This is a genomic window from Thiobacillus sp. SCN 63-57 (assembly GCF_001725555.1).
Taxonomy (GTDB): Bacteria; Pseudomonadota; Gammaproteobacteria; order Burkholderiales; family Thiobacillaceae; genus Thiobacillus.
In genome coordinates, this window is sequence record NZ_MEGP01000002.1 from 31531 (window position 1) to 55691 (window position 24161).

The following is a 24161-nucleotide window of genomic DNA, read 5'->3' on the forward strand; positions in this document are numbered from 1 at the left end:
CCGTCAAGGGCCAGGAAGCCTTCATAAGGTCGGGTCGAGCAGCAGCGCCAGCGCCGCATCCACGGCTTCGGATTCGTGGCGGGCGGCCAGTTCGCGCAGCATGCGCTGACGCTCGCCGTATTTGCGCGTCAGCTCGGCCACCATCTGGTCAGCGCGCCCCTGCGCTTCGTGCAGGTAAGGTGCCCGCAACTCGGCTCGCCCGGCATCGAAACGTGCCTCGGCGCCGCGCACGGCAGCCAGCGCGTCGTCCATCATGCGCTGGCGTTCCTGGCTGGCGCCATCGATGACCGCTTGCGCGCGGGCCTCGGCGTCGAGCAGTCTTTGCAGCGAATCATCCACCCGATTGGCTTCCTTCAGTCCGGTTCAGAAATGGCCCGGCGCATACCGTCCGATCACGCCAGAACCAGCAGAGCTGCACCGGTAGCCGCGATGCCGATGCCGGCCATCCGCATCGCGCGTCGGCCCAGCAGGCCGCCAGCGATGCCCACGCCATGCAGGCAGGCCGTGGCCAGCACGAAACCCAGGGCATACAGCACGGGCGACGTGGCCTGCGGCATTTCCATTCCGTGCGCATAGCCATGGAAGAGTGCGAATACGCCGGCAATCCCCATGCCGACGACGACGGAGGCTCGTCGCTGCGTGGCGACCAGCAACCCCAGCAACAGCACCGACAGCGCGATGGCCGTCTCGACATGCGGCAGCGCCCCCCCTGTCCAGGACAGCACGCCACCCAAGCCCATCGCGCCGACAAACGCGGCGGGCACCGCCCACAGCGCCCGCCCGCCTTGCTGTGCGGCCCACAAGCCGACCGCGATCATGGCGAAGAGGTGGTCCACGCCCAGAAACGGATGCGCGAAGCCGCCGGCGAAACCGGTCGGAGGATGGCCGGGGTGCGCGTATGCCGTGCCCGCAAACAGGCAGAGGACAGTCAGGACGATGGTGCGCGAATAGCTCATCGGTTTCATTGCATGCTCTCCACGTTCAAAATCTTGTCGGCAAGTCACTTGATTTTCACCTGCACCAGTTCCTCGCCATCGGGGTCGGTCACGTGCACCGCGCAGGCAATGCAGGGGTCAAAGGAATGGATGGTGCGCAGGATCTCGATCGGCTGCTTCGGGTCCTGCATGACATGGTTGTCCTGCAGCGCCGCCTCGTAGGCGCCCGGCTGGCCTTGCGTGTCGCGCGGGCCGGCGTTCCAGGTGCTCGGCACCACGGCCTGGTAATTGCTGATCTTGCCGTCGTCGACGACGATCCAGTGCGAAAGACCGCCGCGCGGCGCTTCCATCAGGCCGACGCCCTGCATGTGCCTGGGCCAGGTCGACGGCTCCCAGTATTGCTCGTTGAACGTTCGGATGTCGCCGGCCTTGATGTTGGCAATCAGCTGGTCATACCAGCCTTGCATGGCATCGGCGAGGATCTTCGATTCCAGCGTGCGCGCGGCGGTACGGCCCAGCGTCGAGAACAACGCATCGACCGGCACGTCGAGCGTCTTCAGTGTGTAGCCCACCAGTTCCTTGGCCTGGGCGTTGCCGGTGGCATAGAGCATCAACACGCGGGCAAGCGGGCCGACTTCCATGGATTTGCCCTGCCAGCGCGGTGACTTCAGCCAGGAATATTTCTTGTCGACGTCGAGCTGTTCATACGGCGGCTTCGGCCCGGTGTAGTTGAGTTCGGTCTCACCTTTGAACGGATGCAGGCCCTGTGCGTCGCCCTGGCTGTACTTGTACCAGGAGTGGCTAACGAATTCCTGAATCTCGTTGTCCGCATCCAGGTCGATGGGATGGATCTTGGAGAGGTCGCGATTGAGGATGACGCCGCGCGGGATGAGATAGGAATCGGTATCCCAGAAGCCTTTCGACGGCAAGTCGCCGAACGACAGGAAGTTGCCCAGGCCTTCGCCCCGCCCGGCCCAATCCTTGTAGAAACCGGCGATGGCGAGCGTGTCGGGGACGTAGACCTGATCGACGAACTCGCGCATCTGGCGGATGACGTTCTGGATCGTCTCCAAGCCCACCACGTTGAGCGCGGTGGCGTCCTGCCCGCCGCGATAATGCGGCCCACCCTGACCCTGGCCCACGCCGGGCTGAATGGAAATGGCCGAGGGCACGCCGCCGACCACGAAGTTGGGATGCGGATTCTTGCCGCCGAAGATGGTGTGCAGCTTGACCACGTCGCGCTGCCAGGCGAGCGCGTCGAGGTAGTGCGCCACCGCCATCAGGTTGGCCTCCGGCGGCAGCTTGTAGGCCGGATGGCCCCAGTAGGCGTTGGCGAAGATGCCGAGCTGGCCTTGCTCGACGAAGGTCTTCACCCGCTTCTGCACGTCGGCAAAATAACCCGGCGACGATTTCGAATAGCTGGAGATCGACTGCGCCAGCGTGGAGGTGGCCTTGGGATCGGCCTTCAGCGCCGACACCACGTCGACCCAGTCGAGCGCATGCAGATGGTAGAAGTGCATGACGTGGTCGTGCACGTATTGCGCCGCGATCATCAGGTTGCGGATCAGCTCGGCATTGTGCGGAATGCTGTAGCTGGGGATGGCGCGGTGCAGCGCATCCTCGACCGAGCGCACCGAGGCGATGCCATGCACCAGGGTGCAGACGCCGCAGATACGCTGGGCGAACGCCCAGGCGTCGCGCGGGTCGCGTCCGCGCAGGATGATCTCGATGCCGCGCACCATGGTGCCGGCGGAATACGCCTGGGTGATCTTGCCGCTGGCGTCGGTTTCGGCCTCGATGCGCAGATGCCCCTCGATGCGGGTGATGGGGTCGACGACGACGCGTTGTGCTGTGGTCATGTGTTCAGGCCTCCAGGTGTTCCGCCAGCAGCTCGGTCAGGCCGAGCAGTTTGGTATTCATTTCGTAATGGTCGAAGCCTTCCTCGATCGTGATGCGGCAGTTGGCGCAGAATGTCACCATGGTGTCGACGCCCGCCTCCTCGATCTGGCGCTTCTTGATGCGGAAAGCCTTGGCGCGCAGCGCTTCCGCCTCCTCGGTGTGGATCGCGGAAGCGCCGCCGCCGCCGCCACAGCACCAGTTCAACTTCTGCTTGTCGGCGATCGGGATGTAGTTCTCCGCGACCTGCTGGATCAGCGGCTCGGGCGCCTGCAGCACGCCGCCGCGACGCACGATCTGACAGGGGTCGTGCAGGATGAGCGGATCCTTCAGCTTGTCCTTCATCTTCAATACGCCCTTCTGGCGCAGTTCGTCGAGCAGTTCCAGCACATGCACGACATTGAAGCCGAAGGGACGGCCAACCAGGTTGGGCCCCTCCCAGCGGATCGCCATGTAGGCATGGCCGCATTCGGGCGACAGCACGTTCTTCACCTTAAGTTTCTCGGCGGCGTCGACGATGCGCGTGACGATCACCTTGGCCAGGTCGGAACTGCCGATCTGGATGCCGGCGTTGGTCGCCTCGTAGGCGTCGGAGGCGAGCGTGAAGCTGATGCCCGCCTTGTGGAAGATCTTTGCCAATGCTTCGATGTATTCTGGATAGTTGACGATCTCCATCGACGACAGCAGCACCAGGTAGTCGGCACCGGACTGGTCGACGGGGATCTTCAAGCCAGTGTTCTCTTCAACGTGCTTGAGCACATTGGCGACCGCCGGCCACTTCAGGCCCATCGGCCCCCCGAGCTCGACCGTACGCTTGGTCGCGCTCCGGATGCCGTCGGGGACATGGCCCGACACCGCCATGCCTTCGCGGAACTTGCGCACCATGTAGACGATGTCGTTGCCCACCGGACAGACCAGCGAGCAGCGGCCGCACAGCGTGCAACTGTCGTAGACCAATTCCTGCCACTGGTCGAGCTCGGCGTCGGTCACCGGCTTCGACAGGCCGACCATTTTCTTCAGCCGCCCGAGCAGCGTGTATTCCTGCTCGTAGACGCGGCGTAGCGGCTCCAGCTTGTGGATCGGCGTGTATTTCGGATCGCCGGTCTCGGTGTGGAACAGACAGGCCTCGGCGCACAGGCCGCAGTGCACGCAGCTTTCGAAATAGCTGGCAATGGGCGCGTCGATGACTTCCTTGAGGGCGTGGATGCCTTTTTCGAGTGAGGCGCTCATACCGCTTCCTCCTTGAATAGTTCAATTATTCCGAGGCTATCGTGTCGATCGCTGCCGGCATTCGCGGCCGGTCGCATCCCCGCCAGGCTTGGCCCCTGCTCCCTGCTCATACCGGCACCCCCTTATGCGCATTGACCCGGCCGTTGTACCAGCGCGAGCCGAACAGCGTGAAGCCATGGAACAGCTTGGAGAACGGCAGCACCACGAGCAGGATTTCCGCGGAGAGGATGTGCAGCGCCAGCATCTGGGTGTAGGGCAGCAGCAGGTGCTGCGTCGCCATCCAGCCCGTCAGCACCGGCAGGAAGGTCACCGCCCAGGTGAACCAGTCCTCGAAGGTGCTGAGAAAGCGCTTGACCGGCTTGTTGATGCGGTCGGCCAGCATCACCACCATCGCCGCCATCGTCACCACGGCCGTCAGCCCGATGAACTGCGAAGGCAGCGCAGGCCACGACAGCCCGACAAGGTTCTCGATCAACAGGATGTGCGGGGCGCCCAGGAACACGATGATCGCCAGCCCGATGTGGAAGATATAGCCGCCGACATAGCTGACCGGCGAACGCTTCAGCATGCCGGGCGGCGGCAGCGAGCGCCGGAACACGGTATGAAGACCGGACGCGCCTGCAGCGTGGCGTGGCGCGGCGAGATCCTTCTTGCGGCCGAGCGTGTAGATCTCGATCAGGCGCCACAGCACGCCCAGGAGGAAGATGCCGACGGCGATGTCGAGGCCCGGCCCCCGGGTCCAGGTCAGAAATTGCAGATCAGTCATGCCTATTTCTCCAGGTCGGCCAGCGTGGTGGTCTCATGCGTCGCCTTGGCGGCGCTTTTCTTGACCCGGTTGGCGACGCTGACCGCCACCCCGGCACCGGCGCCCACGACCGCGGCGACAGCGGCAAACTTGAGAGGGTCGGCCGGCGCCGACAGCGCCTTGTAGAAACCGCCGCCGTCCCAGAAATCCGGTTCGGAACAACCCAGGCAGCCATGCCCCGATTCCACCGGCCACGAGGTGCCGCCGTTCCATTTCACCGTGGCGCAGGCGTTATGCGTCACCGGCCCCTTGCAGCCGAGCTCGAACAGGCACCAGCCCTGGCGCGCGCCTTCGTCGTCGAAGGTCTTGGCGAACTTGCCCTGGTCGTAGAACGGGCGGCGGTAGCAGCGGTCGTGGATGGTCTCGCCGAAGAAGGACTTGGGCCGGCCCTTGTCGTCGAGCTCGGGCAGGCTGCCGAAGGTGAGATAGTGCGCCAGCACGCCGGTCATCACCACCGGGATGGGAGGACAGCCGGGAATGTTGACGATGGGTTTGTCCTTGACGAGGTCGGACACCGAGACCGCGCCGGTCGGATTCGGGTTGGCCTTCGGGATGCCGCCGAAGGAGGCGCAGGAGCCGACGGCGATGACGGCGGCTGCACCAGCGGCCGCCTCCTTCAGGATGTCCACGTTGGAGCGTCCGCCGATGCAGGAGTAGGCGCCGTCCTGACCCAGCGGGATCGAGCCGTCGACGATCAGCAGATACTTGCCTGCGTTGTCCTTCATCGCGGTATGCAGCGCTTCCTCGGCCTGGTGGCCGGCGGCGGCCATCAGCGTTTCCTGGTAGTCCAGCGAGATCATGTCGAAGATCATGCCTTCGATGGTCGGGGAGTGCGAACGCGTGATCGATTCGGTACAGCCGGTGCATTCCTGGAACGGCAGCCAGATCACCGATGGCCGTCGCGCCGCCGCCATCGCCTCGGCCATGGCGCGGCCCGCCGTCGGCGGCAGGGCCATCATGGAGGCCAGCGTCGCGCAATACTTGAGAAAGGTACGGCGGGTCACTCCCCGCCGCGCAAGCGTATCGATCAACGGACCCTGCATGATGCGTGCCTCCTGACAAGAAACATTCCCGCGCTCCCTACACCTTAGAAGTCGGATACCAGCAGTTCAAGATATCCCGATCCAATTTCCACATCCTGGGGATGGGCCTTGACCAGATCGGGAACGAATGCCACTTCGATGAATTGCGACGTCACCGCGCCCTGTTCGTTGTGATGCATGACCCACCACACGCCGGGGCATGCTGTTTCGTTCAGAGTGGATTCGCCATTGGCCTGCAGGGTGACGCTGATTTCACCGGCGCCGAGCTTGTCGCGCAGCCAGTCCAGGTCGGCAGGCGTCAGCGGCAATGCAGACAGATCGATGGCGGACGCTTCGCCGGTCGCGAGCAGGCGTCGCACCATCTCGAGCAATTCGCGCAGGAGGGGCGGCGCATTGCCGGTCAGGCCCGGTTCACCCGGCGGGACGACGTGTATGGGAATGGCATCAAGCGACATGGTGCCATGTCCGGATCAGGTCACGGATCGCTGTACAGGCAGGGGAAATGGCGGTGGCGACGGCAGGGGTAGGATGCTCGCCCCAGTCGATGGTCTGCGGCTGGATCGCCAACATGGCGCGCTTCTCGGGCCAGTGCCCCGCCAGAATGGCGATGGCGCGCAGATCGGTCAGCCCCACCTCGTGCACCGAGGCCTTGCGATTGCTCATCAGGAATGCGTCCATCTCCTCCCCCTCCAGCAATGTCCAGTCGCCTGGTTTCGATTTGATATTCGCGGCATCGACGACGATCAACGCATCGGCTTCCTCGATCGGTCCTGCCAGGGTGAACGAAAGCGTGCCGCCATCGAGCAGGGTCACATCGGACCAATTTGCCAGTTCGGGCTCGAGTGCCTGCAAAACATGAATGCCAATGCCTTCGTCGGTAAGCAGGGTGTTGCCGATCCCGAGCACGAGCGTTTTCATTGATTCAATCTACCAGCCTAAAATTAGAATAACAACCAAGTAATTCGCTCAAGCTTCTGATTCTCCATCATTATTTTGTAATATTTCGGATCCGGCAGAGGGCCGGCAAATCACATATACTGGTTCGAGTGTAGATTTTGATTGCCGCCCATGTGTCTCGCCATTCCGATGCAGATCGAATCGATCGAAGGCTTCACTGCCCGCTGCCAGGCCAAGGGCGTGTGGCGCGACGTCAGCCTGTTCATGATGCAGGATGAGCCGCCCGCAATCGGTGATTTCGTCATGGTGCACGTCGGCTATGCGATCCAGAAAATCGCCGAATCCGACGCCCGCACCACGTGGGAATTGCTCGACCAGATCCTGGAGGGCCAAGCCCAGGAGGTGGGGGGTGCATGAACTGGCCGTCGCCCAGGCGCTCGTCGAACAGGTGGATGCCGTGATCGATCAGCATCAGGCGAGCCGTGCCACCCTGATCCGCGTGTGCATCGGTCCCCTGGCCGGCGTCGTGCCTGATCTGCTGGCCACGGCTTTTCCGCTCGCGGCGGCCGGCAGCCGCATGGAACACGCCGAACTCGAATTCACCCATGCGCCGATCCGGGTGCATTGCCAGACCTGCGGCGCCGAGACCGAGGCCGCGATGAACCGCCTGCTCTGCGGTGCCTGTGGCGACTGGCATACCCGGATCCTATCCGGCAACGAACTGCTGCTGGAAAGCGTCGAGCTCGAAACGGCGCCCGCCCTGCCCCTTGAAACCTGACTCCTGGCCTCTGAAAAATGTGTGATACCTGCGGCTGCAACCTCACCCCCGGCAACCAACACCTCGCGTTCAAGCCCGTCGCCAAGGGCGCGACTGCGGTCTCGGTGCTCAAGGGCCTCCTCGCGAAGAACGACGATCAGGCTGCACACAACCGCGAACATTTCGACCGCCGCGCCATCCTTGCGATCAACCTGATGTCCTCACCCGGATCCGGTAAGACCGCGCTGCTGGAAGCGACGCTGACCGCGCTGAAGGACGAATTCACCTGCGCAGTGATCGAGGGCGATCTCGAAACCGAGAACGACGCCGAGCGCATCCGCGCGAAAGGTGTGCAGGCGCACCAGATCGTCACCGGCACCGCGTGCCACCTCGACGCGCATCTGGTGCACGACGCACTGCACCACATGACGCTCGACGGCGTCGACATCCTGTTCATCGAGAACGTCGGCAACCTGGTGTGCCCGGCGAGCTTCGACCTCGGCCAGCACCTCAACGTCACCTTGCTCTCGGTCACCGAGGGGGACGACAAGCCGGCCAAGTATCCGGTGATGTTCCGCGCCGCCGATGCCATGTTGTTGACCAAGACCGATCTGCTGGCGGTACTCGACGATTTCGACCCGGACCAGGCCGAGACACACCTGCGCAATCTCGCCAATCCTGCGCCGGTCATGCGCCTGTCGGCACGCAAGGGCATGGGCATGGACGCCTGGCTGACCTGGTTGCACGAACAGCTCGCCGCCCAACGCGCCCGCGTCGCCATCGGACAATCTCGCCGCCCGGCGATCCAGAGCGACGGCATGAAATATCACAAGGCCACGGCCTGATGAACGAGTCCCGCGTCTGGCTGGACAAGATCCACGCCTTCGAATTCGACCGCCCGATCAAGATCATGAACGTGTGCGGCGGTCACGAGCGTTCGATCACCCACGCGGGCATGCGCGGCGCCCTGCCGGCGTGGCTGGAGCTGGTGCCGGGTCCCGGCTGTCCGGTGTGCGTATGCCCGGAGGAGGACGTCTACCAGGCAATCCAGCTGGCGTTGCAGGACAAGGTCATCCTGGTTGCGTTCGGCGACATGCTGCGGGTGCCGGTCAATGTCAAAAAAGGCGAGGTGCGCTCGCTGGCCGAGGCACAGGCCGCCGGCGCCGATATCCGTCCGATCGCCAGCCCGCTCGATGCGCGCCGGATCGCGCAAGACAAAACCCCGATCGCCCGGTGGTGTTCTTCGCCGCCGGCTTCGAGACCACCACTGCACCGACCGCGGCTATGCTGGCCGAAGGGATTCCCGACAACCTCAGCATCCTGCTGTCCGGACGGCTCACCTGGCCGGCGGTCGCGATGCTGCTCGACTCCGGTAGCCCCGGCTTCGACGCGCTGGTCGCGCCCGGCCATGTCTCCACGGTCATGGGGCCGGAGGAATGGTCTTTCGTCATCGACCGGTACGAGATTCCCGCCGCAGTGGCCGGCTTCGGCACGGAGTCGCTGCTCGCCTCGTTTTATTCCGTACTGCGCCAGCTGAAGACCGGCGAGCGCTTTCTCGACAACTGCTATCGCGAAGTCGCCCATCCAGGCGGCAACCCGACCGGCCGCCGTCTGCTTGACCACACGCTCGCGGTCGTCGACGCCAACTGGCGCGGCATCGGCATCATTCCAAACTCCGGCTACGCGCTGAAGCCTGCCTTTGCACAACACGACGCACGCCTGCTGTTTCCCGACCACACCGACCCCGACCGCCGCCGCGCCGGCGAAATGCCGCCCGGCTGCGATTGCGCGCAAGTGGTGCTCGGCAAGATCTACCCCAACCAGTGCCGCATCTACGGCAAGGCCTGCACCCCGCGCAATCCGGTCGGCCCCTGCATGGTGTCGGACGAAGGCGCCTGCCGCATCTGGTGGGCAGGCGGCGTGCGCGTAGCCGCCGATGCCTGAACGCGTCGCCCGCTTCATCACGATCAGCGGCAGGGTTCAGGGCGTAGGCTTCCGGCCCTTCGTCTATCGGCTCGCCCATCGGCATGGCATCACCGGCTGGGTGCGCAACGCCAACGGTGCAGTGGAAATCCATGCGGAGGGACTGCCCGCACAACTCCAGCGATTCAGCGACGCTTTGCTGAACGATGCACCGCCCTTGTCGGCGCCCGCCAAACTGGCCAGTGAAAACTGCCCGCCCGAAGCGGCACACGCATTCTCCATTCTCGACAGTGAGTCCCGGAACGCGGCCGACATTCATGTGCCGGCCGATGGTTTTGTCTGTGCGGACTGCCTGGCCGAACTGCACGACCCGGCCAACCGCCGCCATCGCTACCCCTTCGTCAACTGCACCCAGTGCGGGCCGCGCTACACGCTGATCACCGCCCTGCCCTACGACCGGCCCAATACGGCGATGCACGATTTCACGCTGTGCCCGGATTGCCGGCAGGAATACGGAAACCCGCTCGACCGCCGCTTTCATGCCGAACCCATCGCCTGCCCGGCGTGCGGCCCCCACCTGCAGTTCGTCTCGGGGAACAAGGCAGCCGACGGCGACGAGGCTGCACTGGCCGCAGCCGTCGCCGCGCTGCAGTCCGGAAAAACCGTCGCGGTGAAAGGCGTCGGCGGTTACCACTTGATGTGCGATGCCGCGAACGATGACGCCGTCGCTTCACTGCGTGCACGCAAGTCGCGCCCGACCAAACCGCTGGCGGTGATGTTCCGCAACCCCGACGCCATGCGCCGTGCCGTGCACATGACACCGGAACGGGCGGATTTCGTGGCGTCGGCCCAACGCCCCATCGTGCTGCTACCGAAACGGGCTGAATCCGGACTGAGCAATCTCATCGCACCCGGCCTCGCGGAAATCGGCTGCCTTCTGCCCTACTCGCCGCTGCACGACCTGCTGCTGGCCGATTTCGGCGGGCCGCTGGTGGCGACGTCCGGCAACCTCTCCGGCGAACCGGTGCTGACCGACAACCACGAAGCGCAAACCCGGCTTGCCCACCTTGCCGACGCGTTCCTGCACCACGATCGCCCCATCGTACGGCCGGCCGACGATCCCGTGTACCGTCCCATCGCCGGCGCGCCGCGGCCGCTGCGCCTGGGACGCGGCAATGCGCCGCTGGAACTCGGACTGCCTGCTCCCTTGCCCGAACCCGTGCTGGCGCTCGGCAGCCACATGAAGAACACACTCTGCCTCGCCTGGGGATCGCGCGCCATCATCTCGCCGCATATCGGCGAACTCGGCACCGCACGCAGCCAGGACACGCTGGCGCAGGTGGCGTCCGATTTGCAAGGCCTGTATCAGGTGCGGGCAACACGCCTGATCGTCGACCGCCATCCTGGCTACGGCACGCGCCGTTACGCCCGCGCCGGCGGCTTGCCGGTGTTCGAGGTCTGGCATCACCACGCCCATGCATCCGCGCTGGCCTGGGAATTCCCGGATGTCGCCGACTGGATCGTGTTTGCGTGGGATGGCGTCGGCCTCGGCGAGGACGGCACGCTGTGGGGTGGCGAGGCCTTCACCGGCGCACCCGGACGCTGGCAGCGTGCCGCTTCGATGCGAACATTTCGCCTGCCTGGCGGCGACAAGGCCGGGCGCGAACCGTGGCGCGCCGCGGCAGCACTGCTGTGGGAAACGGGCCAGCCGGCACCCTTTGCGCCCGAACCCCTGCATCAGGCATGGTCGGCCCGGCTCAACAGCCCGGCCAGTTCCGCCGTCGGGCGCCTGTTCGATGCCGCTGCGGTCTTGTGCGGCGTCTGCACCCACGCCAGCTTCGAAGGCGAGGCGCCGATGCGGCTGGAAGCGGCCGCGGCCACCTCCACCGGCGATGCCGTCGAACTGCCGCTCGCGCGCGACCCGCTCGGCCTATGGCGTACCGACTGGGCGCCGCTGCTGCCCATGCTCGGCGACACGACCCGGCCGCCCGCCGAGCGCACAGCCCGCTTTCATCTGAGTCTGGCGCAGGCGCTGGTCGAACAGGCGCAACAGTTGCGCACGCAAACCGGCATCCGGTCGGTCGGCCTCACCGGTGGCGTGTTCCAGAACCGCGTGCTTGCGGAAGCCGCGATCGGCCTGCTTGAGCGCGCAGGCTTCAGCGCTCATCTGCCCCAGCATGTCCCCGTCAACGATGCCGGGTTAAGCTTCGGCCAGGTCATCGAACTCCTCCACCAATAAAGACACGCCATGGACGACACCCGCATCCTTCTCGCACACGGCAACGGCGGCCGCCTGATGCGCGAACTCATCACCGACGTTTTTGCACGCCATCTCGGCAACCCGCTGCTCGACACCGACGCCGATGCCGTCACGCTGCCGCACGTGAACGGCGAGCTCATGGTCACCACCGACGGCTTCACCGTCGAGCCGCTTGAATTTCCCGGCGGCGACATCGGCTCACTCGCCGTGCATGGCGTGGTCAACGACCTGGCGGTGGCCGGGGCCGATCCGCTTTATTTCACCGTGTCCGCGCTCATCGAGGAAGGACTGGAAATCGGCGCGCTCGATCGCTACATCTCCAGCTTCGCGCGGGCTGCGCGACAGAACCATGTCGTCGTCGTGGCCGGCGACACCAAGGTGGTGCGCCGGGGCGAAGGCAGCGGCCTGTATCTCTCCGTTGCCGGCATCGGTGTGCGGCGCGCGTCCACCCGGCTGGCGATGGACCGCATCGCGCCGGACGACGTGGTGCTGGTGTCCGGCCCGGTCGGCGATCACGGCATCGCGGTGATGCTGGCACGCGAGCAGTTCGGCCTGTCCGGCGAGCTACGCTCCGATTCGGCCTCGGTGTTGCCGCTGACGCGCGCGGTGCGCGATTTTCCCGATCTCAAGTTCATGCGCGACCCGACGCGCGGCGGACTCGCCACGGTGGCCCACGAAATCGCACGCGCCAGCGGCCACAGCGTGACGCTCGACCAGAACGCGGTACCGCTGCGCCCGGAAGTCGTATCGGTCTGTGAAATGCTGGGCTATGACCCGTATTTCCTGGCCTGCGAAGGCCGGGTCGTCGCCGTCGTCGACCCCTTCGCAGCCGACGACGTACTCGCCCGTTGGCACGCCCTGCCGGAAGGGCGGGACGCCTGCATCATCGGTCGTGTCGAAACAGGCGGCGGACGCGTGATCCTGGAAACCGGTCTTGGCGGCCGGCGCGTGCTGGACGAACTGGAAGACGATCCGCTACCACGGATCTGCTGAACGGTGGCGTCGACACGTCACGCCAAATACAGTTTCAGCGCCCGTGCCGATTGCATTGACGGATAATGCCCGGCTTCGCTCACCCTCTGGAAACCAGGCCGCATGCAAAAAGAAGTCCAAGAAGCCCCTCAGTACGCCGTCGTGGCGTCGGTTCAGCTCCCAGGGGTGAGCGACATGGAGTTTGAAGCCTCGCTGGCCGAGCTGCGCGAACTGGCCAAGACACTGGGCTTCACGGTTACCCGTACGTTCACGCAAAAACGGTCCGGCTTCGACTCGACGGCCTATCTGGGCGTGGGCAAGCGGCGGGAGATCCACCATTTTGTCCAGGGCAAACCGGATAGCGAAACCGAGCCCGACGCTCGTTCGCTGAACCCCTTGTATCGCCTCGACACGGTTGTCGAGGGAATGGACGACGAAGCGCCGGTCTCGCCCGACCCGATCGACGTCATCTTCGTCGACCACGAGATTTCCCCGTCGCAGGCGCGCCATCTCGAAAACGAAGTCGGCTGCCAGGTGATGGATCGCACCATGGTCATTCTCGAGATCTTTCACCGCAACGCACGTTCCCCCGCTGCGCGCGCGCAGGTGGAAATCGCGCGTCTGGGCTACCTGGCGCCGCGCCTGCGCGAGGCGGCGAAGCTCGCCGGGCCGCAAGGGCGGCAACGCAGCGGCGTCGGCGGACGCGGGGCCGGCGAGTCGCACACCGAACTGGACAAGCGCAAGATCCGCGACCGCATCGCCGAGCTGCAGAAGGAGATCGCGGCGATGGACGCCGACCGCAAGACGCAGCGTGCGCGGCGACAGGCGCACCAGGGACTCGCCAGCGTGGCGCTGGTCGGCTACACCAACGCAGGCAAGTCCACCTTGATGCGCGCACTCACGGGCAGCGAAGTGCTGGTCGCCAACAAGCTCTTCGCCACGCTCGACACCACCGTGCGCACCCTGTTCCCCGAGAGCGTCCCGCGCGTGCTTGTCAGCGATACGGTCGGTTTCATCAAGAACCTGCCACACGGACTGGTCGCGTCATTCAGGTCCACGTTGGAAGAGGCACTGGATGCCTCGCTGCTGCTTCACGTCATCGACGCCAGCGACCCGGGATTCGAACGGCAGATCGAGACCACCGAGCACGTGCTGGACGAGATCGAGGCGCAGGACGTGCCACGCATCCGGATTTTCAACAAGATCGACCACGTCGGCGATGTGGCGGCACAGGCCGAACGCGAAGCCGCGCTGCGCGCCGCGTATCCAGGCTGCATCGTGATGAGTGCGCGCCGTCCCGACGACGTCGCGAAACTACATCAGGCGATCGTTGCCTTTTTCCAGCGTGACCTGGTCGAGGCCGAGCTGTTCCTGCCCTGGTCGGCCCAGCAACTGCGCGGAAGCATATTCGCGCGTTGCGAGGTCCTGGCCGAGCGTGCCGACGCTGAAGGTGCGTTCTTCAGCGTGCGGGGCGAGCAGGCAGCCCTGGATAGTCTGCGCGAGCAGCTTGGTCAGACGCATTGAGAGATCGCCTTATCGAACCGCTCACCGTTTGCACACCCACACCGATCACTCTCAAACCCACTTCCTTCGGCTGAGGAAACCGACAGCTGTCAGGATTTGACCTGCCTGCGACAGCGATCCGCCCACACGGCCGCTTCCACCCGCGAACGCAGGTTGAGCTTCTTCAGCAGGTGCTTGACGTGGACCTTCACCGTGCCTTCGGCGATATTCATGTCGCGGGCGATCAGCTTGTTGCTCTTGCCGCCGGCCAGATGGTCGAGGATGCGGCTTTCCTGCTCGGTCAGGCCGGCTTCGGCAAGGCTGGTGGGGCGGCTTTTCTCGCGCAGCGAAGCGACCAGCAACTGGGTCAGGCGCTCGCTGATGGTGATCTTGCCGTGCGCAGCCTCGACCAGCTTCTGCATCAGATCCTCCGGTTCCATGTCCTTCAGCAGATAACCGTCGGCGCCGGCCTGCAGCGCCGCCATCAGATCCTCCGCCTGGTCCGACACGGTGAGCATGATGACGCGGGAATCGGAGCCTTCCTCCTTGATCGCCTTCAGGACGTCGACGCCGTTCATGTCCTTCATGTTGAGGTCGAGCAGGATCATGTCGGGATGCAGGCGCTGTGCGAGCTGGATGCCTTCCTTGCCGCTGGGGGCTTCACCGACAAAGCGGAATTCGGGGGTGGCCTGGATCAGTTGGATCACGCCCTTGCGGAACAGGGGGTGATCGTCGACGACCAGGATGGTGTGGGTATCGGACGGATTCATAGGGAAGGGGGAAATTGTTCAGTAGGCAAAGAAAGGATGTCGCGCCGCGCGGTTGGCATGAAGTGCAGGGTGACACGGGTGCCGGCGGCAGGAAGGTTCTCGACGCTCAACTGGCCGCCCAGGTTTCTGGCCCGCTCTTCCATGATCGTCATCCCGTAATGATGGGCTCCCGCTGCCTGGTGGACGCCGATGCCGTCATCGGTCACGATCGCCGACACCGACCCGTCGCTGTTGCAGTGCACGCTGATTTCCGCCTGGTGCGCCCGGGCATGGTGAAGCACATTGGAAAGCGCCTCGCGCACGATCTGCAGGGCGTGGATTTCTTCGTTGGGCGTGAGTGTACAGCCGGCCAGATGGACGTCCAGCGTGATCGGAATGCCGCCGCGGGCAGTGAATTCATTCACGGTGTCCTGCAGGGCGGCACCCAGGCCTTCTCCTTCGATACGTAGACGGAACGTGGTGAGGAGTTCGCGCAACTGGCGGTAGGCGCTGTTGAGGCCTTCTCGCAGTTCGGCCAGCACTTCGTTGGCTTCGCTGCCTGCGCCGGGCTGCAATGCCGGGTCCGCGGCAGGCAACAATGGCTTCAGCCGGCTGACCTGGATTTTCATGTAGGCGAGCGATTGCGCCAGCGAATCGTGCAGTTCGCGCGCCAGCGCGGCACGCTCTTCCAGCAGCGACAGCCGGCGAGTCTGCTCGGTACGGCGCGCGGTGCCGATGGCGATGCCGATATGGCGCGACAAGGCCTCGAGCAGCTGGGTCTGCCATTGCGCCAGCTCCTTGCCCGGAGGCATCTCCAGTTGCAACACGCCATAATGATGCTCGGTATCCTTGAGCGGCAACGTCAGCATGCGACGACCATCTGGCAGCGCATGGACGGCCAGCGTTTGGTGGGCAAGGCATTCCGCGCAACTCGTCAGACCGCACTGATTGGGATCGCCGCCGTCCGGACGCAGCGTACTGGCGATCACGCGCGCACGTGTCTCGCCGGCCTCCACCAGACAGGCGAGCCCGTGTCCAACGCCGAGGACATTCTCCAGATCGTTCAGCAGGATGGCATAGGTGTTCGCCGCCACCGGCCCGTTGTAGAGCCGGGCGATGGAGTGATAGAGCAATTCCAGCGAACGGTTGGCGATGGTGAGCTCGGCAGTCTTTTCTTCCACCCGCGCTTCCAGGTTCTGATACATCCTGGAAAGATCCTCGGCCATGTGGTTGAAGGCCTGCCCCAGCCGTCCGAGCTCGTCGCTGCCGGTGTGCTCGGTACGCACCGCGAGGTTGCCCTGGCCGACATTGGCCGCAAACGACAGCAGGTCGCGCAGGGGCAGGATCAGGTCGTTGCGTGCCAGATACAGCGTGAGCGAGCCAACCAGCAGCGTCATCAGCAAGGCGGCGCCGAGCACCATGCGCAGGACCAGGATTTTCGCCTCGGTATCGCGTTCGATCTGCTTGACCAGGTGATCGATCTGGTCGACGAAGTAATTGACCTCCGCGATCAGCGGGACCTGGTTTGTCATGGCAGACGCGCTACCCCCCACTTCCGCCTTGAACCGCGGTTTCATTTTCTGCCAGGCCTGTAGCACGGTCGCATAGCTGCGCGAGAGCTCGGTTTCGGCCTGTCGCGGCATCAATTCCGTGATGCGGGGGTCGGCCAGGGTGGATTCGAACGTGTCGATCGCATCGCCGAGCTGGATGGCGGCATTCCCGCCGCCCGACTGTCTGGCCGAGAGTGCGAGGCTGCTCATCCTGTAGGTCTGCATGCGCAGGCTGCCTGCGAGGTTGATCGCTTCGCCGCTGCCCTGCACCGATTCTGCGATGATCCCCGAGCTGGCCATGCCGAGGATGGCGAAACAGGCGATCAGCGCCAGGGCGCCGCCCAGTTTCAGCAGCAGCGAATGCTGCAGGAAGCCACGTTTTTCGCTCATATCCGCCTTGGGGCCGATCGGGCACCCGAAAATAAAGAGGTACCTCGAAAGTACCATTTATCCATGATCATGCTAGCAACGATTTCCCGATTTGTTGTGAAAACATGGACTTAACAATCTTTCGCCATACATCTTTTAGCCGGCGCCATCGGCTGGCAACACCGTGATTGAAATCAATATTTACGGACCTAGAGATCGTATTTTCTTTATATGCTAGATTCCAAATGCGACATTTTGTCGCAGCGGCAAGCAGCCGGAATGGCCGCCTGCCGGATTCGAGCGATTCGGATTGCCTTGCGCCAATCCGAGTGAACGTGCCGATTATTTTCAGGACGGGGAGCACCACGACATGACACAGGACCATACGCAGGACGATAGCAAACTATCCGACACCCAGCCCGATCTGGGTCGCCGAAAATTCATGAATACCGCCGCCCTGGTCGGACTTTCCGGCGCAGGGCTTTCGCTGGGCCTGTCTGCATGCAACAAGAAATCGGCGCCGGCGACGGGTGAAGGCGCTGGCGCGGGCGCCCCCGCGGCCCAGGCCGGGAGCGGTGTCGATTACAGCAAATACGAAGTCCCGCCGGGACAGCTCGATGAATACTATGCGTTTTCCAGCGGCGGGCATTCGGGCGAGTGCCGCATCTACGGCATCCCGTCCGGGCGCGAGTTGAAGCGCATCCCGGTCTACAACATGGACGCCCTGGTCGGTTGGGGCGTGACCAACGAATCGAAGGCGATCCTCGGCACCAAGCCCAACGGCACGCCCAAGTACACCACCGGCGACACGCACCACGTCCACCCGTCCTATACCGACGGCACCTACGACGGCAAGTACCTGTTCGTGAACGACAAGATCCACGGCCGTCTCGCGCGCATCCGCATGGACACCATGGAGACCGACAAGATCACCGAGCTGCCCAATGTCCAGGGCTTTCACGGCACCTTCCCCGACAAGCGCGACCCGGTCGACTCCAACGTCAACCACACCACCCGCGTGTTCTGCGGCGGCGAGTTCTCGATTCCGCTGCCCAACGACGGGCGCGACCTGGAGGACGGCAGCAAGTACAAATCGATATTTACCTGCGTCGACTCCAATTCCATGGAGGTGCGCTGGCAGGTGCTGATCGACGGCAACTGCGACCTGGTGGCCAGTTCCTATGACGGCAAGCTTGCCGCGACCAACCAGTACAACACCGAGATGGGGCTCCATTACGAGGACATGATGGCGGCGGAAATGGACGACTGCCTGTTCTTCAACATTGCCCGCATCGAAGAGGCCGTGAAGGCAGGCAAGGTGCGGTACATCGCCGGATCCAAGGTGCCCGTCGTCGACGGCACCAAGGCGGCCAACCAGGACCCCAAGACCGCGCTGACGTGCTATGTGCCGATCCCGAAGAATCCCCACGGCGTGAACATCAGCCCGGACGGCAAGTACTACGCCTGTTCGGGCAAGCTTTCGCCGACGGCCTCGGTCATCGAGCATGCCCTGGTACTGAAGTGGTTCGATGGCGGCCTGGCCAACCCCCGCGACGCCGTGGTTGCCGAACCCGAGATCGGCCTCGGGCCGCTGCACACCGGTTTCGACAACAAGGGTAACGCCTACACCACCCTCTTCCTCGACAGCCAGATCGTGAAGTGGAACGTGGAAGCCGCGATCAAGGCATACAAGGGTGACAAGAATGCCAAGGTGGTACTTGACCGCATCGACGTGCATTACCAGCCGGGCCACGGCTTCACGTCAATGGGTGAAACCAAGGAATCGGATGGCCGCTTCTTCATTTCCGACAACAAGTTTTCCAAGGATCGCTTCCTGCCCGTGGGGCCGCTGCACGCCGAGACTGCCCAGCTGATCGATATCAGCGGCGACAAAATGAAGCTGGTAGCCGATCACTCGGTGTATTCGGAGCCGCACGATTCCATCATCATCCGCCGCGACATCATCAAGACGCGCCAGATCTACAACATGGACGACTTCCCGCTGGCGGTGAAGGATCCCAAGGATTCGGGCGTCTTCCGCAACGGCAGGAAGGTGACCATCAAGCTCACCAGCCAGGCGCCGACCTTCAGCCTGCGGGAGTTCAAGGTCAAGAAAGGCGACGAGGTGACCATCATCCTGACCAACCACGACAAGGTCGAGGATCTGACGCACGGTTTCGCCATTCCCAAGTACGACATCCAGTTCATCGTCAACCCGCAGGAGACCAAGTCGGTCACCTTCGTTGCCGACAAGCCGGGCGTTTACTGGTGCTACTGCACCAATTTCTGTCATGCACTGCACCTGGAGATGCGCAGCCGCATGCTGGTCGAGGCTTGACCGATTGCTCCGTTCCGCTCCCCTGGGCGGAACGGACGACCAGATCGCAAGGCCGCCGGCTGGCCGGCGGGCAAAATGCGTGTTCCAGGTGATGTTCAGACATTTGCGGTGTTTTTCATGGATTATCTAGCCCGCCCTATCGCCTGTTTCCTGGCGATACTCTGTTTTTACTGCGCCCCCGGGCTGGCTGTCGCCGGCAGCTACGAGGCGCCGTTGCCGGTGCAACTGTCCACCGATCCCGACCTGTGCGCGTACGTACCCTGCAAGGACGTGATGCCTGGCGCCGACAGCTTTTCCAAGCGCATGGGCAAACCGGCCTATGTCGAGGCCTACCAGAGCCGCAAAGACAAGCATGACGGGAAGGACGATCATGGCGACGAGAAAGACAAGCATGACGGGAAAGACGACCGCAAGCTGATCGGCTACGTATTCCTGTCCACCGACGTCGTCGACATCCCGGCCTACTCGGGCAAGCCGGTGGTGACGCTGATCGGCATGGATACCAAGGGCATCATCACCGGTGTCCGGGTTCTGAAGCACTCCGAACCCATCCTGCTGGTGGGCATTCCGGAGTCGCAGCTCACCAAGTTCGTCAAGCAATACCTCGGCAAGTTCGTCGGCGACAAGATCGAAGTGGGCACCTCCCGGCCGGGCGAAGGCATGATCGGCGTCGACGCGATCTCCGGCGCCACGGTGACGGTGATCGCTGAAAACCAGGTCATCCTGCGCAGCGGCCTCGAAGTCGCCCGACAGGTGGGCATCGTCAAGCCTACGATCCGGCCCCAGGCGAAATTCAAGGACATCCCGGGCACGCTGGACTGGCAGGCGCTGCTCGACGAAGGCAGCGTCCAGGAACTCAAGGTCAAGGCGGACGAAATCGGCCAGGGGCCCGCGGGGCAACCCTACATCGACATCTATTTCGGCTATCTCAACGAGCCGACGATCGGGCGCAGTGTGCTGGGTGAGCATGGCTACGCCTCTCTGATGTCCAAGCTCAAGCCGGGCGAGCATGCGATTTTCCTGATCGCCAACGGCACGGGGTCCTTCAAGGGCTCAGGCTTCGTGCGCGGCGGCATCTATGACCGCGTGCTGGTGTCCCAGGACATCGATTCCTTCACCTTCCGCGATCTGGATTACCTCAACCTGTACGGCATCGAGGCCGCCGGCGCCCCGCCCTACAGGGAGTCGGCCATCTTCATCATCCGCTCGCCGTCCTTCAGTGCGGCCTATCCCTGGAGCCTCGTGTACCTGGCCAACAAGATGGACCGGCAGACCGGCGCCAAGACTTTCGCCAACTTTGACAAGGAATACTGGCTGCCCGCCCGCTATCTGGAAGGCGGTCGCCCGGAAGTCGTCAAGCCGGAGGCGACCTGGGTCAAGGTCTGGAAATCGCGCAAGGTCGAGGTCGTGCTGTTTCTGCTGTGGCTGATCGCTGCGGGCACCGTCTATGCGTTGCGCGACAAGCTGGTCCGGCGCTCCACCATGAAGGACACACGCTGGAAGGAAATTCCGCGCTACCTGCTGTGGGTCTCATCGATCGGCTTCGTCGGCTTCTACCTGCTGGCCGTGCCGTCGATCACCCAGGTGCTGACCTGGTTCCATGCCATCCTGTTCGAGTGGCGCTGGGAACTGTTCCTGTCCGATCCGTTCGTCTTCCTGTTCTGGATTTTCATCATCGTCACCACGTTCTTCTGGGGACGCGGGATGTTCTGCGGCTGGATGTGCCCCTACGGATCGCTCGCCGAACTGGTCTACCATGTGGCCGGCAAGCTGGGGCTGAAGCGCTACCAGCGCCACCTGCTGCCGCAGAATTGGCATGATCGGCTGAAATGGATCAAATACGGCATTTTTACCATCCTGCTCGCCGTGTCCTTCTATTCCATGGGATGGGCGGAAAAGCTCGCCGAAGTCGAGCCGTTCAAGACCACCTTCCTGGTCGGCGTGTGGAACCGCTCCTGGCCTTTCGTGACGTTCTGGACCGTCCTGATCGTCGCGTCGGCTTTCTTTGAACGCCCATTCTGCAAATACCTGTGCCCGTTGGGCGCGGCGCTCGCGGTGCCTTCGACATTCCGCTGGTGGGGACTCAAGCGCAAGGCGGAGTGCGGGCCGTGCGCGGCGTGCCAGGTGGGCTGCGGCTCGCAGGCGATCGACGACGCCGGCCGCATCGACCAGCGCGAATGCCTGTTGTGCCTCGACTGCCAGGTCCTCTATTACGACACCCATGCCTGCCCGCCGCTGGCCAAGGAACGCAAGCGCCGCACCAAGGCCGGCGAGCCGCTGACCGCGATCGGCGCGGACGGCTACTACATTCCCATCGTGCCGGTTTCCGCCCGTCCCACGCCGGCGGCCGCGGAGCGGCCGAGCCTGCCCGCCTTCATCGGGCAGGAATTCTTCGACCATCTGTTCCCCTGGAGCCGCAAGGTCTTCCAGCAGCCGGTCCTGCTGCAGGCGACCACGTTCGCGCTGACCGTGCTGGTGACCTGGGTGTGGGTGCTCGGCGCCGCCGGTCAGATCGGCCCCGGCATCGTGCTCGGTTGGTGGCTGGGCTGGAGCGCCTACGAGCTGGTGGTGCGTATGCGCTGCAAGCCCTACGTCAAGGATGGCCCGTGGTGGGGGCGCAACCTGCGCCCGGCCTCCTGGGCCGACATGGCCGCCTACGTGGCCTTCAAGAACCTGCTCATCGCTGCCACCCTGTTCCTGATCATGAAGGGCGCAGGCATACTGGATGTCCTGCAAGGCCTGCCGGCGCTGCAACCAGACCGATCGTATGGCCCGTTCTGGCGGGCATGCTGGCATGCCTGGCGGGCCTGGTGCGCGCCGACGTCCTGACGGTGCACGCGGGCGAGTCCATCGGCGCGGCCATTGCCCAGGCCCACCCCGGCGACGAAGTGCGCGTGGAGCGTGGCCTGTACCGGGAAAACCTGCGGATCGACAAGCCGCTGACGCTGAAAGGCATCGACCGGCCCACGCTGAGCGGCGGCCACAAGGGCGACACCATCCGCATCACCGCCGAGGATGTCGTCATCGATGGGCTGATCGTGCGCGATTCCGGCGACAGCCTGCTCGACCAGAATGCCGGCATCTACATCCAGCCGGGCGCGCATCGCGCGATCGTGCGCAACTGCGACCTGACCTACAATCTATTCGGCCTCTGGATCGAATCGGTGCAGAACGTGCAGATCCTCAACAACGTGATCACCGGCAAACGCGATTACCAGTCGGCCCGCCGCGGCAATGGCATCGAGCTCTACCACACCGAGGGCGCGCAGATCGTCGGCAACCAGATCAGCTTCGTCCGCGACGGCATCTACGTGGATGTGTCGAATCACGCGCTGTTCCGCAACAACCGCATCCACAATTCGCGCTACGGCACCCACTACATGAACTCCAACGACAACGTATGGGAAGGCAACGACTCGTACCACAACCGCGGCGGTCTCGCGCTGATGATGGCGCGCAACCAGGTGGTGCGGAACAATCGCGCCTGGGGCAATTCCGACCACGGCATCATGCTGCGCACGCTCCAGGATTCGGTGATCGAAGGTAACGTCGTCGCCGGCAATGCCCGCGGCTTTTTCATCTACGATGCCGAGTACAACACCATCCGCAACAATCTGGTGATGGACAACACCGTCGGCATCCACCTGTGGGCGGGCTCTTACCACAACAAGGCGACAGGCAACGACTTCATCCAGAACCGCACCCAGATCAAGTACGTGGCCAGCCGGGACGAGATCTGGTCCGGCAACTACTGGAGCAACTATGTGGGGTGGGACCGCAACGGCGACGGCATCGGCGATGTGCCCTACGAGGCGAACGACATGGTCGACTACCTGTCCTGGCGCCACCCGATGATGAAGCTGCTGCTGGCCAGCCCGGCCGTACAGACGCTGCGCATGGTCAGCCAGCAGTTCCCGCTACTGCGCGCCACCAGCATCGTCGATCCCCAACCGCGGATGCAGCCGCACAACCCCGACTGGAGAAAATGGCGTGGCCTCTTCCCTTCCCCCCAATGACGCCGGCGCACCCCTGATCGTCGCACAGGGGGTGCGCAAGCACTACGGAAACATCCGCGCGGTCGACGGCGTCGACCTCGACATCCGTTCCGGCGAACTGTTCGGCCTCATCGGGCACAACGGCGCCGGCAAGAGCACGCTGTTCAAGATGATGCTGGGCCTCACCCCCACCACCGCGGGCGACATCCGCATCGGCGGCGCGCTCGTCACCGGCCGCGACTTTCGTGCCGTACGGCGCACGGTCGGCTATCTGCCGGAGAACGTGGTGCTCTATGACAATCTCACCGGACTCGAGACGCTCTGGTTCTTCGCCAGGCTGAAAGGTGTCTCGCCGGCAGAAGCGGGCCCGACGCTCGAACGCGTGGGTCTTGCGCACGCAGCCAAACGGCGCGTACGCGAATACTCCAAAGGCATGCGCCAGCGTCTCGGCTTCGCCCAGGCCCTGCTCGGCAAGCCGCGTATCCTGTTTCTCGACGAGCCCACCACGGGCCTCGATCCGGAAGCGATCCGCAGTTTCTACGCGACGCTGCGCCAGCTCAGAAGCGAAGGCGTGACGACGGTCATCACCTCCCACATCCTCGCCGAGATCCAGGAACGGGTGGATCGCATTGCGATCATGGCCGCCGGCAAGGTGCAGGCCCGCGGGACGGTGCAGGACCTGCGTGAACAGGTGGACCTGCCGCTGTGGTTCAGCGTGCGCGTCTCGAAGGAGGATTTCGAGGCGGTGCGCGCCGCGCTTTCCCATCTGCAGGTGGAGGCGATCGAGGCGCACGATGATCACGTGAAGGTGCGCTGCCGGCGCGAAGCGAAGATGGCGGTGATCGAGGCGCTCGCCCGGCTGGACGGCCGCGTCCGCGACCTGACGGTACGCGAGCCTTCGCTCGAAGATGTGTTCTTCGGCTTTTCGGACTGAGAGGG

General features: G+C 64.1%; 21 protein-coding genes and 1 pseudogene. 12 read left to right on the top strand and 10 right to left on the bottom strand.

Annotated features, from left to right (window positions below; all coding sequences use genetic code 11):
* Positions 1-21 precede the first annotated feature (21 nt).
* The 8 genes from ABT23_RS00785 to ABT23_RS00820 form a co-directional block, all read right to left on the bottom strand.
* Positions 22-339 carry a hypothetical protein gene (locus ABT23_RS00785; protein ID WP_296629780.1) on the bottom strand — a complete coding sequence of 106 codons (318 nt, stop codon included), beginning with the start codon at positions 337-339 and terminating at the stop codon, positions 22-24.
* A gap of 53 nt (positions 340-392) precedes the next feature.
* Complete coding sequence (locus ABT23_RS00790; RefSeq protein WP_296629782.1) at positions 393-965, bottom strand: HupE/UreJ family protein; 573 nt, start codon at positions 963-965, stop codon at positions 393-395.
* Between the two features lie 35 nt (positions 966-1000).
* The gene (locus tag ABT23_RS00795) at positions 1001-2794 is read right to left on the bottom strand and encodes a nickel-dependent hydrogenase large subunit (protein ID WP_296629783.1); all 1794 of its coding nucleotides are present in this window, start codon (positions 2792-2794) and stop codon (positions 1001-1003) included.
* Between the two features lie 4 nt (positions 2795-2798).
* Positions 2799-4061: a (Fe-S)-binding protein gene (locus tag ABT23_RS00800; RefSeq protein ID WP_296629785.1), complete on the bottom strand. Its 1263-nt coding sequence runs from the start codon at positions 4059-4061 to the stop codon at positions 2799-2801.
* A 106-nt stretch (positions 4062-4167) separates the two neighbouring features.
* A complete protein-coding gene (locus ABT23_RS00805) occupies positions 4168-4827 on the bottom strand; it encodes a hypothetical protein (protein WP_296629787.1) in 660 nt (219 codons plus the stop codon).
* Positions 4828-4829: 2 nt separating this feature from the next.
* The gene (locus ABT23_RS00810; protein ID WP_296629788.1) at positions 4830-5909 is read right to left on the bottom strand and encodes a hydrogenase small subunit; all 1080 of its coding nucleotides are present in this window, start codon (positions 5907-5909) and stop codon (positions 4830-4832) included.
* Between the two features lie 44 nt (positions 5910-5953).
* Positions 5954-6364 (bottom strand): hydrogenase expression/formation protein, encoded by a 411-nt coding sequence (locus tag ABT23_RS00815; RefSeq protein ID WP_296629790.1) that lies wholly within the window; start codon positions 6362-6364, stop codon positions 5954-5956.
* On the bottom strand, positions 6354-6827 hold the full coding sequence (locus ABT23_RS00820; RefSeq protein ID WP_296629791.1) for a HyaD/HybD family hydrogenase maturation endopeptidase: 474 nt from the start codon (positions 6825-6827) through the stop codon (positions 6354-6356). Before ABT23_RS00820 ends, ABT23_RS00815 begins: the two co-directional genes overlap by 11 nt.
* A gap of 150 nt (positions 6828-6977) precedes the next feature.
* Here ABT23_RS00820 and ABT23_RS00825 point away from each other — a divergent pair, with 150 nt between their 5' ends.
* The 8 genes and pseudogenes from ABT23_RS00825 (at position 6978) to hflX (ending at position 14242) form a co-directional block, all read left to right on the top strand.
* On the top strand, positions 6978-7223 hold the full coding sequence (locus ABT23_RS00825) for a HypC/HybG/HupF family hydrogenase formation chaperone (RefSeq protein ID WP_296629792.1): 246 nt from the start codon (positions 6978-6980) through the stop codon (positions 7221-7223).
* Complete coding sequence (locus ABT23_RS00830) at positions 7216-7584, top strand: hydrogenase maturation nickel metallochaperone HypA (RefSeq protein ID WP_296629793.1); 369 nt, start codon at positions 7216-7218, stop codon at positions 7582-7584. Before ABT23_RS00825 ends, ABT23_RS00830 begins: the two co-directional genes overlap by 8 nt.
* A 17-nt stretch (positions 7585-7601) precedes the next feature.
* Complete coding sequence (gene hypB, locus ABT23_RS00835) at positions 7602-8408, top strand: hydrogenase nickel incorporation protein HypB (protein WP_296629794.1); 807 nt, start codon at positions 7602-7604, stop codon at positions 8406-8408.
* A gap of 65 nt (positions 8409-8473) precedes the next feature.
* Positions 8474-8704: pseudogene (locus ABT23_RS00840) on the top strand (hydrogenase formation protein HypD); the annotation flags it as partial.
* A 92-nt stretch (positions 8705-8796) separates the two neighbouring features.
* Complete coding sequence (gene hypD, locus ABT23_RS00845) at positions 8797-9507, top strand: hydrogenase formation protein HypD (RefSeq protein WP_296629796.1); 711 nt, start codon at positions 8797-8799, stop codon at positions 9505-9507.
* Positions 9500-11725: a carbamoyltransferase HypF gene (gene hypF / locus ABT23_RS00850; RefSeq protein ID WP_296629797.1), complete on the top strand. Its 2226-nt coding sequence runs from the start codon at positions 9500-9502 to the stop codon at positions 11723-11725. Before hypD ends, hypF begins: the two co-directional genes overlap by 8 nt.
* Positions 11726-11734: 9 nt before the next feature.
* Positions 11735-12739 (top strand): hydrogenase expression/formation protein HypE, encoded by a 1005-nt coding sequence (hypE, locus tag ABT23_RS00855; protein WP_296629799.1) that lies wholly within the window; start codon positions 11735-11737, stop codon positions 12737-12739.
* A gap of 102 nt (positions 12740-12841) precedes the next feature.
* On the top strand, positions 12842-14242 hold the full coding sequence (gene hflX, locus ABT23_RS00860) for a GTPase HflX (RefSeq protein ID WP_296629800.1): 1401 nt from the start codon (positions 12842-12844) through the stop codon (positions 14240-14242).
* An 89-nt stretch (positions 14243-14331) separates the two neighbouring features.
* Here hflX and narL read toward each other — a convergent pair whose 3' ends face one another.
* Complete coding sequence (gene narL / locus ABT23_RS00865) at positions 14332-14991, bottom strand: two-component system response regulator NarL (protein WP_296629802.1); 660 nt, start codon at positions 14989-14991, stop codon at positions 14332-14334.
* On the bottom strand, positions 14988-16910 hold the full coding sequence (locus ABT23_RS00870) for a type IV pili methyl-accepting chemotaxis transducer N-terminal domain-containing protein (protein ID WP_296629803.1): 1923 nt from the start codon (positions 16908-16910) through the stop codon (positions 14988-14990). The genes narL and ABT23_RS00870 overlap by 4 nt, the downstream gene beginning before the upstream one ends.
* A gap of 349 nt (positions 16911-17259) precedes the next feature.
* Between ABT23_RS00870 and nosZ the strand changes: the two genes are divergently transcribed.
* The 4 genes from nosZ (at position 17260) to ABT23_RS00890 (ending at position 24156) form a co-directional block, all read left to right on the top strand.
* Complete coding sequence (gene nosZ, locus ABT23_RS00875; protein WP_296629805.1) at positions 17260-19227, top strand: TAT-dependent nitrous-oxide reductase; 1968 nt, start codon at positions 17260-17262, stop codon at positions 19225-19227.
* A gap of 117 nt (positions 19228-19344) precedes the next feature.
* Positions 19345-22056, top strand: coding sequence for a 4Fe-4S binding protein (locus ABT23_RS00880; RefSeq protein WP_296629808.1), 2712 nt, complete (start codon positions 19345-19347; stop codon positions 22054-22056).
* Positions 22038-23243, top strand: coding sequence for a nitrous oxide reductase family maturation protein NosD (locus ABT23_RS00885; RefSeq protein WP_296629809.1), 1206 nt, complete (start codon positions 22038-22040; stop codon positions 23241-23243). Before ABT23_RS00880 ends, ABT23_RS00885 begins: the two co-directional genes overlap by 19 nt.
* Entirely contained in the window at positions 23218-24156 is a 939-nt protein-coding gene (locus ABT23_RS00890; RefSeq protein ID WP_296629811.1) for an ABC transporter ATP-binding protein, read from the top strand. Before ABT23_RS00885 ends, ABT23_RS00890 begins: the two co-directional genes overlap by 26 nt.
* Positions 24157-24161: the final 5 nt, after the last annotated feature.

Bases quoted from the DNA above. Each gene is read 5' to 3' on its own strand.
- ABT23_RS00790 (WP_296629782.1), bottom strand. From the start codon at position 965: ATGAAACCGATGAGCTATTCGCGCACCATCGTCCTGACTGTCCTCTGC.
- ABT23_RS00795 (WP_296629783.1), bottom strand. From the start codon at position 2,794: ATGACCACAGCACAACGCGTCGTCGTCGACCCCATCACCCGCATCGAG.
- ABT23_RS00800 (WP_296629785.1), bottom strand. From the start codon at position 4,061: ATGAGCGCCTCACTCGAAAAAGGCATCCACGCCCTCAAGGAAGTCATC.
- ABT23_RS00805 (WP_296629787.1), bottom strand. From the start codon at position 4,827: ATGACTGATCTGCAATTTCTGACCTGGACCCGGGGGCCGGGCCTCGAC.
- ABT23_RS00810 (WP_296629788.1), bottom strand. From the start codon at position 5,909: ATGCAGGGTCCGTTGATCGATACGCTTGCGCGGCGGGGAGTGACCCGC.
- ABT23_RS00815 (WP_296629790.1), bottom strand. From the start codon at position 6,364: ATGTCGCTTGATGCCATTCCCATACACGTCGTCCCGCCGGGTGAACCG.
- ABT23_RS00820 (WP_296629791.1), bottom strand. From the start codon at position 6,827: ATGAAAACGCTCGTGCTCGGGATCGGCAACACCCTGCTTACCGACGAA.
- ABT23_RS00825 (WP_296629792.1), top strand. From the start codon at position 6,978: ATGTGTCTCGCCATTCCGATGCAGATCGAATCGATCGAAGGCTTCACT.
- hypB (WP_296629794.1), top strand. From the start codon at position 7,602: ATGTGTGATACCTGCGGCTGCAACCTCACCCCCGGCAACCAACACCTC.
- hypF (WP_296629797.1), top strand. From the start codon at position 9,500: ATGCCTGAACGCGTCGCCCGCTTCATCACGATCAGCGGCAGGGTTCAG.
- hypE (WP_296629799.1), top strand. From the start codon at position 11,735: ATGGACGACACCCGCATCCTTCTCGCACACGGCAACGGCGGCCGCCTG.
- hflX (WP_296629800.1), top strand. From the start codon at position 12,842: ATGCAAAAAGAAGTCCAAGAAGCCCCTCAGTACGCCGTCGTGGCGTCG.
- narL (WP_296629802.1), bottom strand. From the start codon at position 14,991: ATGAATCCGTCCGATACCCACACCATCCTGGTCGTCGACGATCACCCC.
- ABT23_RS00870 (WP_296629803.1), bottom strand. From the start codon at position 16,910: ATGAGCGAAAAACGTGGCTTCCTGCAGCATTCGCTGCTGCTGAAACTG.
- nosZ (WP_296629805.1), top strand. From the start codon at position 17,260: ATGACACAGGACCATACGCAGGACGATAGCAAACTATCCGACACCCAG.
- ABT23_RS00880 (WP_296629808.1), top strand. From the start codon at position 19,345: ATGGATTATCTAGCCCGCCCTATCGCCTGTTTCCTGGCGATACTCTGT.